This is a genomic window from Streptomyces sp. NPDC107517 (assembly GCF_055582645.1).
The window spans coordinates 16783-30170 of sequence record NZ_JBVJPM010000025.1 but is presented as its reverse complement, the minus strand read 5'-3'; the positions used below and the strand labels follow the sequence as shown (position 1 = coordinate 30170).

Annotated in this window: 8 protein-coding genes; all 8 read left to right on the top strand. The window is 71.2% G+C overall.

Annotated features, from left to right (window positions below; translation table 11 throughout):
• Positions 1 to 251: 251 nt before the first annotated feature.
• Positions 252 to 1730 carry a sugar transferase gene (locus ACZ67T_RS36750; protein ID WP_469990101.1) on the top strand — a complete coding sequence of 493 codons (1479 nt, stop codon included), beginning with the start codon at positions 252 to 254 and terminating at the stop codon, positions 1728 to 1730.
• A 73-nt stretch (positions 1731 to 1803) separates the two neighbouring features.
• A complete protein-coding gene (locus tag ACZ67T_RS36745; RefSeq protein WP_469990099.1) occupies positions 1804 to 3120 on the top strand; it encodes a nucleotide sugar dehydrogenase in 1317 nt (438 codons plus the stop codon).
• A complete protein-coding gene (locus ACZ67T_RS36740; RefSeq protein WP_469990098.1) occupies positions 3110 to 4390 on the top strand; it encodes a glycosyltransferase family 4 protein in 1281 nt (426 codons plus the stop codon). The genes ACZ67T_RS36745 and ACZ67T_RS36740 overlap by 11 nt, the downstream gene beginning before the upstream one ends.
• On the top strand, positions 4387 to 5754 hold the full coding sequence (locus tag ACZ67T_RS36735) for a YveK family protein (RefSeq protein WP_469990096.1): 1368 nt from the start codon (positions 4387 to 4389) through the stop codon (positions 5752 to 5754). Before ACZ67T_RS36740 ends, ACZ67T_RS36735 begins: the two co-directional genes overlap by 4 nt.
• Complete coding sequence (locus ACZ67T_RS36730; protein ID WP_469990095.1) at positions 5751 to 7271, top strand: Wzz/FepE/Etk N-terminal domain-containing protein; 1521 nt, start codon at positions 5751 to 5753, stop codon at positions 7269 to 7271. The genes ACZ67T_RS36735 and ACZ67T_RS36730 overlap by 4 nt, the downstream gene beginning before the upstream one ends.
• A 3-nt stretch (positions 7272 to 7274) precedes the next feature.
• Positions 7275 to 9209, top strand: coding sequence for an asparagine synthase (glutamine-hydrolyzing) (gene asnB / locus ACZ67T_RS36725; RefSeq protein WP_469990094.1), 1935 nt, complete (start codon positions 7275 to 7277; stop codon positions 9207 to 9209).
• Positions 9210 to 9239: 30 nt separating this feature from the next.
• On the top strand, positions 9240 to 11423 hold the full coding sequence (locus ACZ67T_RS36720) for a bi-domain-containing oxidoreductase (protein ID WP_469990093.1): 2184 nt from the start codon (positions 9240 to 9242) through the stop codon (positions 11421 to 11423).
• A complete protein-coding gene (locus ACZ67T_RS36715; RefSeq protein WP_469990091.1) occupies positions 11420 to 13378 on the top strand; it encodes an alginate lyase family protein in 1959 nt (652 codons plus the stop codon). The genes ACZ67T_RS36720 and ACZ67T_RS36715 overlap by 4 nt, the downstream gene beginning before the upstream one ends.
• Positions 13379 to 13388: the final 10 nt, after the last annotated feature.

Below are 13388 nucleotides of genomic sequence, written 5' to 3'. Positions count from 1 at the left end.
TCTGACGCAAGACATGGGGGATCGAGTCTTGGCGTCTTGCGACGGTGCTGCCGCCAGGGCAGGTTGTTCAAGTAGCGCTGGATCAGCCGGGATGTGATGCGCGGGGGGCGGGGGCCTCCCGTGGGGGAAGAACAGCGCGGCGCGGGGGCGGGGGCTCCCGAGGGGAGGAAGCGTGCGGGAGGCGGGGGCCTCCCGGGGGGAGGGGCAGTGCGGGGCGATCACGTCGTACCACTGGGGACCAGGGGGGTTCTGTGCGGCAGGGGGGATTAGTCGACCCTTTTCAGTCGGCGCGTGGGCGTCTGGCGAATGGGGCGATCAGCGAGCCCGCGAACGAGTGGGAGCAGCGGTACCGCCGTACCGTGGTGACCAGCGACACCGTGGCCACCGCCTTGGTGGTGGGGGCGATCGGCAACTTCTTCGGGGCCCGGGACGCGGCCAACTGGCATGAGAAGTGGGGCATTCTCGCATTCGGCACCGAGCTGTTGGTGCTGGGATCGCTCGCGGTGAGCCGGGCGTGGGCTCCGGCCGTGCTCGGCCAGGGTGCCGAGGAATTCCGCCGGCTCGGACGCTCGCTGTTCACGGCGACCGTCGTCCTGGCGCTCGGCGGAATCGCCCTCACCTCGCGCAACATCAAGCTCTGGATCTTCGTCGCGATCCCCGCGATCGCGCTCGTCACGATGACCGCGCGGTATGTCCTCCGCCTCTCGCTGCACAAACAGCGGAAGGAAGGACGGTGCCTGAGACCGGTGCTCGCCGCCGGGAGCCCGGCCACCGTGCGCGACCTGATCACCCGAACCCGCAAGTTTCCGCACCTCGGCTGGCGGGTGGAGGCGGTGTGCACACCGGACGGACTCGGGCCCGACGGTGACCAACTGGACGGAGTCCCGGTCGTCGGCCCACTGGCGGACGTCGCGAGCCACGTCCGCCGCGACGGCTACCGTGTCGTCGCGGTCACACCGGATCAGCACTGGTCCCCGGACCGGCTGCAGCGGCTGGCCTGGAACCTCGAAGGCAGCGATGCCGAGATGGTCGTGGCCCCGGTGCTGATGGAAGTGGCCGGCCCGCGACTGCACGTCGACGCGGTGCTCGGGATCCCGCTTCTGCGGGTCAGCATGCCGACCTTCACCGGTGGCCGCCGGGCGATCAAGGGGGTCGTCGACCGGATGGGCGCGGCGGTCCTGCTGGTGCTGTTCGCGCCGCTGATGGTGCTTGTCGGGCTGCTCGTGCTGGTGGACAGCCGGGGTGGGGCGTTGTATCGCCAGTGCAGGGTCGGCAAGGACGGCCGTGAGTTCACCATCTTCAAGTTCCGCACCATGGTCACGGGGGCTCACGGGGCACGTGCCGAGCTGGCCGAGCGCAACGAGGGCGCAGGGCTGTTGTTCAAGCTCCGCCGGGATCCGCGGGTGACGCGGGTGGGAGCAGTGCTGCGCCGGTACTCGATCGACGAACTCCCGCAGCTTTTCAACGTACTCACGGGATCGATGTCGCTCGTCGGCCCGCGGCCTCCGCTGCCGGAGGAGTCCGCCGCGTACGGCCCGGACATCCGGCGGCGGCTGCTGGTCAAGCCCGGGCTCACCGGTCTTTGGCAGATCAGCGGACGGAGCGATCTGCCGTGGGAGGAGGCGGTACGCCTCGACCTGCGGTACGTGGAGGACTGGTCGCTCGCGCTGGACGCGGTGATCTTGTGGAAGACGCTGCGTGCGGTGCTCCACGGGCAGGGGGCCTACTGATGCGCGGGGGGCGTCGGCCGATCGGCGCGCGGACCGCAGGCCAAAAGGGCCTGCTTGGGGGGAGGGACGGGTCATGAGAGTCAGCGTTTTCGGGCTCGGCTACGTGGGCTGCGTGTCAGCCGCGTGCCTGGCCAGCATGGGCCACGAGGTCATCGGGGTGGACGTGAACCCGGTGAAGGTGGATCTGGTCAACGACGGCAAGGCCCCGGTGGTCGAGGAGCGGATCGGCGAGCTCATCGCCGAGGTCGTGCGGACCGGAGCGCTGCGCGCCACCGCCGACGTCCATGAGGCGATCATGGGCAGCGAGATATCGCTGGTCTGCGTGGGCACGCCCTCGGAGCCCAACGGCAGCCTGTGCACCACGTACTTGGAGCGCGTCACCGAGCAGATCGGCGCCGCGCTGGCCGAACGGGGCGGGCGGCACACCGTGGTGTTCCGCAGCACCATGCTCCCCGGCACCTGCATGAACCTGCTGGTGCCGATCCTGGAGAAGTACGTCGGCGGCACGGCCGGGGCGGACTTCGGGGTCGCGGTCAACCCGGAGTTCCTGCGCGAGGGCACGAGCGTGCGGGACTTCTTCGACCCGCCCAAGACCGTCATCGGCGAACTCGACCCGGCAAGCGGCGACGCGGTGACGGCCCTGTACGAAGGCGTGCCCGGCGAGGTGTTCCGGGTGCCGGTCCCGACGGCCGAAGCCATCAAGTATGCGGACAACGCCTTCCACGGCCTCAAGATCGGCTTCGCGAACGAGCTGGGTGCGGTGTACCAGGCGCTCGGGGTGGACTCGCACCAGGTGATGGACGTGTTCCTGGCGGACCGGAAGCTGAACATCAGTCCCGCCTATCTGCGGCCCGGCTTCGCCTTCGGCGGCTCTTGCCTGCCCAAGGACCTGCGCAGCCTGGTGTACGCGGCGCAGCGGGCAGACGTCTCGGTGCCCATCCTCACGCACGTACTGCCCTCCAACTCCGCACATCTGCAACGCGCGGTGGACCTGGTCGAGCGCACCGGCAAGCGCCGGGTGGGACTGTTCGGGCTGTCCTTCAAGCCCGGCACCGACGACCTGCGCGAGAGCCCGCTCGTCGAGCTGGCGGAGCGGCTCTTCGGCAAGGGCTACGACCTGAAGATCTACGACGCCAACGTGAGCCTCTCCCGGCTGATCGGCGCGAACCGCGAGTACATCGAGACCCGGCTGCCGCACCTCGCGCAGCTGCTCGCGGACTCCGTCGACGAGGTGCTCGAGCACGCCGAGGTGTGCCTGGTCGGGACCAGGGATCCAGCCGTCCTTTCGGCGCTGCCCCATGGCGACGACCCGGTGATTGTCGACCTGATCCGCCTTCCCGACGCCGAAGCGCGTCGGACCGAACCGGGGTACGTGGGCCTTGCTTGGTGACACATCGTTCGATGACACAACCAGCGGCGACCGGGCGAACCGTCGCGCGCTGATCCTGGTGGAGAACCTGTCGGTGCCGTTCGACCGGCGGGTGTGGCAGGAGTGCCTGACGCTGCGCGACGCGGGCTGGAAGGTGCACGTCATCTGCCCCCGGGGCAGCACACGGGACACGGAGCCGGAGGCGGAGATCGACGGGGTGCGGATCCACCGCTACCCGTTGCGCGCCGCCACCGGAGGACCGGCCGGCTACCTGCGGGAGTACGGATCGGCGTTGTGGCACACGGCCCGGCTGGCCCGCAAGGTCGGCCCGGTCGACGTGGTCCATGCCTGCAACCCGCCGGACCTGCTGTTCCTGCCGGCACTGTGGCTGAAGCGGCGCGGCGCGCGGTTCGTCTTCGACCAGCACGATCTGGTGCCCGAGCTGTACCTCTCCCGGTTCGACCGTGGTGAGGATCTGCTCTACCGCGCCGTGTGCGCGCTGGAACGGCTGACCTATCGTGCCGCGGACGTCGTGCTCGCCACGAACGAGAGCTACCGGGACGTCGCCGTGCTCCGCGGCGGGCGCCGCCCCGAGGACGTTTTCGTGGTGCGCAGCGCACCCGCGATCGAACGGTTCCAACCGGTGCCGCCCGAGCCGGAGTTGAAGCGCGGCAAGCCTCATCTGCTCTGCTACCTCGGCGTCATGGGCCCGCAGGACGGCGTCGACTACGCCTTGCGCGCCCTCGCCAAGCTGCGCGACGAGTTCGGGCGGACCGACTGGCACGCGGTGTTCGTCGGAGCCGGGGACGCCTTCGACGCGATGGTGGAGCTGTCCCGGCAGCTCGGGCTGAGTGAGCAGGTGCAGTTCACCGGACGCATTCCCGACGCCGACCTGGTGCGCTACCTGTCCACCGCGGACGTGTGCCTTTCCCCCGACCCGCGCAATCCGCTCAACGACGTGTCGACCATGAACAAGGTCCTGGAGTACATGGCCATGAGCCGGCCGATCGTCTCGTTCGACCTTCGAGAGGCGCGCGTCTCCGCCGGTGACGCCGCGGTGTACGCGCCCGCCAACGACGAGGCCGCGTTCGCCGAACTCATCGCGCTGCTCCTTGACGATCCGGAGAGACGGGCCCGGATGGGCAAGATCGGCCAGGAGCGGATCAGCGGGCAGCTCTCGTGGCAGAACTCGCAGGCGTCGCTGCTCGCCGCCTACGCCGCTGCGTGCCGTGACCACACCCCGGTGGCGGCGGGCGCCCCGGTCCGGGCACGGGGGAGGCGGCGGCCATGAGCGACGACACGATACGTCTGGTCACGCTCGGGCGGATTCTCCGTCGGCGCTGGCGGTTTCTCGCCGTCCTCACCGTGGTGGGCGCGCTCGTCGGCTACGGCACCTCGGTGCTGTTCCCGCCGCGGTACACGGCGTCGGCATCGGTGCTGCTGCCCGGTCAGTGGGAAGAGCGCGAGCTCCTGACCCAGGTGGACCTCGCGACCAGTTCGTCGGTGGTCGACCGCGCGGCGGCCGGCCTCGGCTGGAAGGGCGTCAGCGGCAGCGACCTGCGGGATCACGTGAGCGCCAAGGCCGCCGACGGGAACATCATCAAGATCTCGGGCACGGCCGGCACCCCCGAGCGCGCACAGCGCCTCTCCGACCGGATGGCCCAGGAATTCGTCAGCTATGCCGCGCGGATCGCAGGCGGCAGCACCGACCCCGACCCGGCCACGGGGACCGAGGCGCTCCGCAAGCAGGTGGCGGAGACCGACCGCCGCATCACCGACCTGGCGAATGCGGCCGATCCGGGGCAGACCGTGGAGAGCGTGCAGGCCCGCACCGAGCTCGAGAAGCTGCGCACCTCGCTGGAGGAGGCCATGAAGAAGCTGGAAGAGGCCGACCCGGCGACCGACAAGGCCGGCATGGTCGTCATGGGCCCGGCGGCCCGGCCGACCGGCGAGGTGCCGCCGACGAGGACGCAGCTCATCGTCGCCGGGGCGTTGCTGTTCTTCCTGCTCGCCGTCATCGGTCATCTCGTCGCCGCACGGGTGAATCGCCGACTGCGCACCGAGCCGGAGATCGAAGCGGCGCTGGGCTCCGTGCTGCTCGGCACCGTGGACGTGGCTGGTGAACGGCGCGATCACCGACCGCAAGTCCGTGGCCGGCGGACCCGTATCCGCAGACTTCTCGGCGCCGACACCAGGTGGGACATGCCGACCCCGCGGACGTCCGGCGACGAGGCCGGCAGGCGGATCCGCTACCGGCGGGTGTGCACTCGCCTCCGGGACCAGCTGCCGGGCCCCGGGCGACTGCTGGTCGTCGTACCGGACGGCGACGAGATCGCCCGCCGGGCCGCCGGGCTGCTCGTCGCCGAGGCCAAGGGCGATCTGCTGCTGCGGGTGGTGGAGGTTTCGGTGGACCGGCCGACCGTGCCGGACCGCGACACCGAGTCCGGTGCCCTGGTCGTCCTCAGTGCGGGCAGCTGGACCGCGGAGGAGCTCGCCGGCATCGCCGAGGCGTGTGCAGACGGCAGGCACGAGGTCGTCGGCATCGTCGTGGCCGGCATGGTCCTGGCCCGTCCGACGCGCTCTGCAGGCCATCCACCGGATGCCGCCACTGTGGCGCTCGCGGTGCGCGGCCACGCGACGGGAGGTTCGGCGTGACGACGAGCACGACTACGGAGTCGTCGGCAGCCGCTCCGCTGTTCGACCTGCAAGCGCTGGTGGTGGCGGTGCGCAGGCGCCGCCGCCTCTGGTGCTCCCTGGCACTCGTGGGGCTGCTGGTCGGCGCGGCGGTGTCGGTCCTGCGGCCACCGCCGCCGAGCGCGGTGGCCAAGGTGCTGGTCGCGCATCAGGAGGACCAGCCGAACGACACCGGGACGCTGATCCGCACCGACGTGGAGCTGTTGCGGACCACACGGATCGCCGACAAGGCCCTGCAGTCCCTCAAGTCCTCCGAGAAGCCGGAAGACTTCATGCGGGACTACGAGGCGACCGGCTTGACCAACAACCTGCTGCAGATCGAAGTGACCGGTGACAGCGACGCGCAGGCGGTGGCCCGGGCCAAGGCACTGGCCGACGCGTTCGTCGCGGACCACGTGAGACGGATGGAGCAAGCCGCGAAGGCCGAGTCCAAGGCTCTGGCCGACCAGCGTGACCGCATGCGGGGCGAACTCGCCCAGGTCAACAAGGAGATCGGAGACCGGTCGCCGGACAGCGACCCGAAGGCGTCGGCGAGCATGGAGTCGCTCTTCGCCCGCCGGGCCGAGCTCAATTCACGGATCGCCGACTTCGACCAGCGCGCCGAGGAGGCGCGCACCGGCACGCCCAAGGTCGTGGCCGGCACTCAGATCGTCGACGCGCCGCGCGCCGTGCACCACTCGCTGCCCAAGGCCGTGGCCACCAGCGCCGCGATCGGGCTCGCCCTCGGGCTCGTCCTCGGGCTCGCGCTGGCCGCCGTCGGCACGGTGGTGGCGGACCGGCCCGTGCTGCGCCGGGACATCGCGGCGAACCTGGGCGCCTCGGTCATCGCGGAGCTGCCCGGCCGGTCGGGCCGGCGGTGGCAGCGCCGACGGACCCGGGCGACACGCGAGCGGCTCACCGCGACCCTTGCCCGTACCGTGCGCGGCTCCGCGGAACCGGTGTCGCTGCTGGAACTCGGCTGTGCGCGCAGTACGAGTGTGATCGCCGTGGACCTGGCCAGGGCACTGGCGGCGGACGGGCCGGTGGCCGTCATCGACGGTCTGCCCGGTCCGCAGCTCGCGGGCCGCCGGACCAAGCCAGGAGACCCGACCGTGGTCAGCGGCGAGCGTGCCGAGACCGTGCCGCGTCAGGAACGCCGAGTCGGGGTCGGCTCGGTCGAGCCCGGCACCGCGTGGACCGACCTCCAGTACCTCGGCACCCAGACCGTGCTCGTCGTACGGGCCGGGCACGGCAGCGCCGCATGGCTGCACACCGTGGCGCGGCAACTCGCGGACCAGCGTATTCCGGTGATCGGTGTGGTGCTGATCGACCCCGATCCGCGTGACCGGTCCGACGGCACGTTGTGGGACGGGCTGCACACCGCGCTGCGCGGTCGCAGCGAGCGGCCGGCCGTACAGAACGGGGCGGGCCGGCGGCGCGCGGAGCGGCTGCCGGTGTGGGCCTCACGGGTCCCGGACAACGACCAGGAGGCGCGGTAACACATGTGTGGCATCGCAGGCACGTATCGATGGCCGGACGGGAAGGCCGTGACCGACCGGCTCACCGATACCCTCGCCCACCGCGGTCCCGACGGGTCGGGCCGGTACGGCCACCGGGTCGGCGACGGCGAAGTGCAGCTGGGGCACCGCCGGTTGTCCATCATCGACCTGTCCGAGACCGGCGCCCAGCCGATGGTCTCGGACGGTCTCGCCCTCACCTACAACGGTGAGCTGTACAACGCGCCCGAACTGCGCGCCGAGCTGTCAGCCTCCGGGGTGCGCTTTCGCGGCACCTCCGACACCGAGGTGGTCCTCGAGGCCTGGCGGCGCTGGGGCACGGACTGCCTGTCCCGGCTGCGCGGCATGTTCGCGTTCGGGATCTTCGACGAGCGCACCGGTGAACTGGTGCTTGTCCGCGACCAGTTGGGCATCAAGCCGCTGTTCCTGCTCCGGCGCGGCGGGGGCCTGGTCTTCGCCTCCGAACTCAAGGCGCTCGCCGCCGCCACCGGCGGTTCACTGGAGGTGGACCACGCGGCGCTGGTGGCCTCGCTCCTCTACTACTGGGTGCCGGACTCGCGGTGCGCGTTCCGGGAGGCGGAGAAACTGCCGCCGGGGAGCTGGCTGAAGTGCCGGCCCGACGGCCGGGTGGAGCGCGGCCGGTTCTGGCACCTGAAGGACGTCGCCGCCGAAGGCCGGGAGCGGGCCCGCAGCGGCGAGCAGCCGGACCTGGCGGCGATCGTCGAGGAGTCGACCCGGCGGCACATGCTCTCCGACGTACCCGTGGCGACGTTCCTCTCCGGCGGCCTCGACTCCAGCTACCTGACCGCCCTCGCGGCCCGCCATCAGCCCGGCATCTCCGCCTACACGATCGGATTCCGCGCCGAGGACGCCAAGTTCGAGGCGATGCCCGACGACCTGCGCTACGCCCGGCAGGTGGCGAAGCGGTTCGGCGTCGACCTGCACGAGATCGAGATCGCGCCGAACGTGCTGGATCTGCTGCCGCAGATGACGTACAGCCTGGACGAGCCGATCGGCGACCCGGCGGCGATCAACACGTATCTGATCTGCCAGGCCGCCCGCGAGGCCGGGGTCAAGGTGATGCTCTCGGGGATGGGCGCCGACGAGTTGTTCGCCGGGTACCGCAAGCACCTGGCCAACCTGCTCGCGCTGCGCTACCAGCGCGTCCCGCGCCCCCTGCGGCGCGGCCTGTCCGGAGCCGTGAACCGGCTGCCGGTCGCCACGGCCCGCCGGGGGTATCGGTCGGTGCGCTTCGCGAAGCGGTTCCTCTCCTTCGCCGACCTGCCGGAGGAGACCGCGTTCCGGCGCAGCTACACCATGTACGACCAGGACGAGCTGCTCGCCCTGGTCGATCCGGACCTGGCCGGGACGGTCCAGGACGTGCTGACCGAGCACGCGGACATCTACCAGGACAACGACCTCGACGACTTCGTCAACCGCATGTGCCTGGGCGACGCCCGGATGTTCCTGCCCGGCCTCAATCTCGCCTACACGGACCGGTCGAGCATGGCGGCCTCGACCGAGGTGCGGGTGCCCTACGTGGACGTCGAGGTGGTCAAGGCGGCGTTCGCCGTGCCCGGGGACCGCAAGATCGTCGGACGGCAGGGCAAGGCCGTCCTCAAGGAGGCGGCCACCTCGATCCTGCCCCGGGAGATCGTGTACCGGCCGAAGGGCCTGTTCAGTGCCCCGCTGCGCGCATGGATGAGCCGGGATCTGGCACCGCTGGTGCGCGAGGTGGTGCACGACGGCGTGCTCGTCGGTTCAGGGCTCCTGCGCCGCGACGCCCTGGCGCGCATGGTCGCCGAGGACGCCGCCGGGCAGCGGGACTTCTCCAAGCACCTGTGGCACGTGCTGACGCTCGAGTACTGGTATCGCGGCGCGACCTCCGGGTCCGGCCAGAGCGCTCGCCCGACCGCGTAGAACGACGACGTAGAAACAAGGGGACTTCGCGTGAAGCAGGTTGTGCAGAACTACAAGAGCGGCGAGCTGGCGGTGCTCGACGTGCCGGTGCCGGGCTGCAAGCCGGGCGGTGTGCTGGTCCGCACCGCCTACTCGCTGATATCCACCGGAACAGAGCTCATGAAGGTGTCCGAGGCCGGCATGTCGATGCTGGGCAAGGCCCGCTCCCGGCCGGACCAGGTGGCCAAGGTCGCGCAGAGCGTGGCCACCAACGGGGTGCCCGCCACCTACCGCAAGGTGATGGGCAAACTGGACTCCTACACGCCGCTGGGCTACTCGCTGTGCGGGGTGGTCGAGCAGGTCGGCACCGGGATCGACGATGTGAAGGTCGGCGACCTCGTGGCCTGCGCCGGCAACGAGCACGCGCTGCACGCCGAGCTGAACTGGGTGCCGAAGAACCTCTACGCCCCGGTGCCGGACGGCCTCGCCCCGCGGCACGCCGCCTTCGGCACCGTCGGGTCGATCGCGCTGCAGGGCGTCCGCCAAGGCGAGTCACAGCTCGGCGAAGTGGCACTGGTCATCGGCCTCGGGCTAATCGGCCAGTTGGTGGTGCAGCTTCTTGTCGCCTCCGGGGTTCGCGTCGTCGGGGTCGATCCAGACCCGGCGCGCTGCGAGCTCGCCGCGCGCCTGGGCGCTGCTGCCTGCGGCGACCCCGCGTCCGCGGCCGTGGAAGCCGCCGTCGCCGAACTCTCCGGCGGTCACGGCGTGGACCAGGTGTACCTGGCCGCCGGCGGCGGCAGCAACCAGCCCGTCGAGCTGGCCGCCCGGCTCTGCCGGGACCGCGGCCGGGTCGTGGACATCGGCAAGTGCCGCCTGGACCTCCCCTGGAACGCGTACTACGAGAAAGAGCTCGACGTCCGGTTCTCGCGGAGTTACGGCCCCGGGCGCTATGACCCGGAGTACGAGCTCGAGGGCCGGGACTACCCGATCGGCTACGTGCGCTGGACCGAGCGCCGTAACCTGGCGTGCTTCCTCGATCTCGTCGCCCGCGGCAGCGTCGACGTGGAGCCCTTGGTCTCCCACATCGCCGACTTCGATGACGCCGTCGAAACGTACCGGAGCCTGAAGGACGGCGACCTCAAGGCCGTGGCCGTGCTGTTCCGGTACGCCACGCACGCGGGGGAGGCAACGGCCCCGGCGGTGGCCGTGCCCGCGGTCAAGCCACGCAGCGGCGGCGTCTCCACCCCGGCCTGGTCCGCCAAGGCGCCGGTACGCCTTGCGTTCGTCGGCGCGGGAAACTACGCGACGTCGATGCTGCTGCCGCACCTGGCACAGCGCGAGGGCGTCGAACTGTCGACAGTCGTCACCACGACGGCGCTGTCCGCGGCCAACGCGCAGCGGAAGTTCGGCTTCGCCGAGGCGACCACCGATCTCGACGCCGTGCTGGGCGACAAGTCCATCGACGCGGTGTTCGTGGTCACCCGGCACAGCTCGCACGCCGAACTGACCCGTAAGGCACTCCTCGCCGGCAAGGCGGTCTTCGTGGAGAAGCCCCTGGCCCTCACCGAGGACGACCTGGCAGACGTAGTCGCGGCGGTGGAGGAGTCCGGCAACGACCGGCTGCAGGTCGGCTTCAACCGCCGGTTCGCACCGATGCTGAACGAGGCCAAGGAGCGCTTCGGCCCCCGGACCGGTCCGGGGAACCTGCGCTACCTGGTCAACGCGGGCCGGCTGCAGCACGGCAGCTGGTACCTCCAACAGGGCACCGAGGGCTCGCGGTTCGCAGGCGAGGGCGGACACTTCATCGACACGGCGAGCTGGCTGCTCGGGGCCGACCCGGTCTCGGTGTACGCGGTCGCCACGTCCGGCAACGAGGACCTGCAGGTCGTGCTGCGCTACCCGGACGGTTCCACCGCCACCATCAGCTACGTCACCACCGGCGCGCCCAGCTTCCCCAAGGAGACGCTGGACCTTGTCGCGGACGGCAAGGTGCTGCGGCTCGACGACTTCGTCCGTGCCTCGGTCCACGGCCCCAAGCGGTGGGTCAGTTCGCGGCTGCCCAAGGCACGGGACAAGGGCCAGAACGCCGAGCTGGCCGCGTTCATCAAGGCTGTGCGGACCGGCGGGCCGATGCCGGTGCCGCTGGAGTCGCTGGTCGCCACCACGGCAACCACGCTCGCCGTGCAGGCCGGCCTCGCCGGCGGTGCGCCGGTGACGTTGGCGAGGACGCGATGACCATGAGCGCGGGCTGGTACCTGCGACGCCTTTCGCGGATGGGACCGCGGGAGGTCGGCGGCCGGGCGGGCGACGCGGTGCGCAGGCGGCGGTGGCGGTCGGCGCGACCGGCCTGCCCGAGCGTGACCGACGCCCGGTTCACCGCGGTACTGCCTGCCGGGACGATCGCCTCAGTACCGCCGGACGCCGCGAAACGTCTCATCGCCGAGGCGGACCGTCTGATGGACGGGCGCGTCCAGTACTTCGGGGTGGAGCGCGACGACCTGACCGACCCGGACTGGTGGTGTGACCCGAAGACCGGGCGCCGGGCTCCGTCGGGCTACGCCTTCGACGTGCCGTACCGGAACGAGGACACGGTCGGGGACATCAAGCAGATCTGGGAACTGTCCCGGCACCAGTACCTCACCGTGCTCGCCGCCGCCTACGCGATCACCGGGAACGAGCGGTACGCCGAGCGGGTTGCCGAGCACCTGCGGTCCTGGTGGACGGCCAACCCACCGCTGCGCGGTGTGCACTGGATCAGCGGCATCGAGCTCGGCATCCGGCTGCTGTCCTGGGTGTGGATCCGCCGGCTGCTCGACGGCTGGCCCGGCGCGGCCGACCTGTTCGAGGGCAACCCGGTGGCCCTGAACCAGATCTGGCACCACCAGCGCTGGCTGGCCGCCTTCCCCAGCCGGGGATCATCGGCGAACAACCACGTCATCGCCGAGTCCGCCGGGCAGTTCGCCGCGGCCTGCGCGTTCGGGTGGTTCCCCTCTTCGGCGAGTTGGCGAGCCGGCGCGCTGCGGTCGCTGGAGCGGCATCTGCGCAGCAACACCTTCGCCTCCGGCCTCAACCGGGAGCTGGCCACGGAGTATCACGGACTGGTGCTGGAGCTCGGCCTGGCCGCGCTGGCCGAGGCGGATGCCGCCGAAGTGCCGGTCCCCGCGTCCGTCCGCCTTGTGCTGCTGCGGATGACCGACGCGCTCGCGGCCGTCGTGGACAGCCGGTTGCGGCCGCCGCGCCAGGGGGACGCGGACGACGGTCACGGTCTGGTCGTGGACGGCGCGGGAACCGACCGCTGGGCCTCGCTGCTGGCCACCGGGGACGCCGTGTTCGGCCGGCTCGCCTGGTGGCCGGCGGTGACCGGCACCGATGTGCGGACCCCATTTCTTGCCGGGCTCATCCGGCCGTACTCGAAGAACGACTCCGCACCGGCCGTGATCCGCCCGGCAAGCCGCCCGGCCCACTTCGCCGACGCGGGCATGACCATTCTGCGCGGTGGGGGAGAGATCTGGTGCCGCTGCGACGGCGGCCCGCACGGCTTCCTGTCCATCGCCGCGCATGCCCACGCGGACGCACTGTCCGTGGAGGTCCGGCACGACGGGGTCGACGTGCTTGCCGACCCCGGGACGTTCTGCTACCACGGGCAGCCCGAGTGGCGGCAGTACTTCCGGTCGACCCTCGGCCACAACACCCTGCAGTTGGACGGCGGTGACCAGTCGGTGTCCGGCGGCCCGTTCCTGTGGACGCGGCATGCCCGCAGCCGTGTCCTGGTCGCGGACGCGTCCGACGACGGTGTGTCCCGCTGGTCTGCCGAGCACGACGGTTACCAGAACTCCGTGCACCGCCGCCGGGTGGAACTGGCTGCAGCAGACCAGGAGTTGAGGGTGGTCGACGAGGTGAGCGGTCCGCGTCGGGCTGTGCGCCTGGCGTTCCACCTCGGCCCGGCGATCGCCGCGGACCTGGTGGGGAGCCGGGCGGTGCTCACCTGGATCCGGGACGGCGAGGGGCGCTCCGCGATGCTCGACCTGCCCGAGCAGCTGAGCTGGCGGGCGCATCGCGGCGAGAGTGACCCGCCGCTGGGCTGGTACTCCGCCGGCTTCGGGCGCAAGGAACCCACCACCACGCTGGTCGGCACCGGCTTCGCCGACGGCTCGGAGGGGTTCACCACCGTGCTCAGGTTCCGCGGCTAGGGACCTTTGA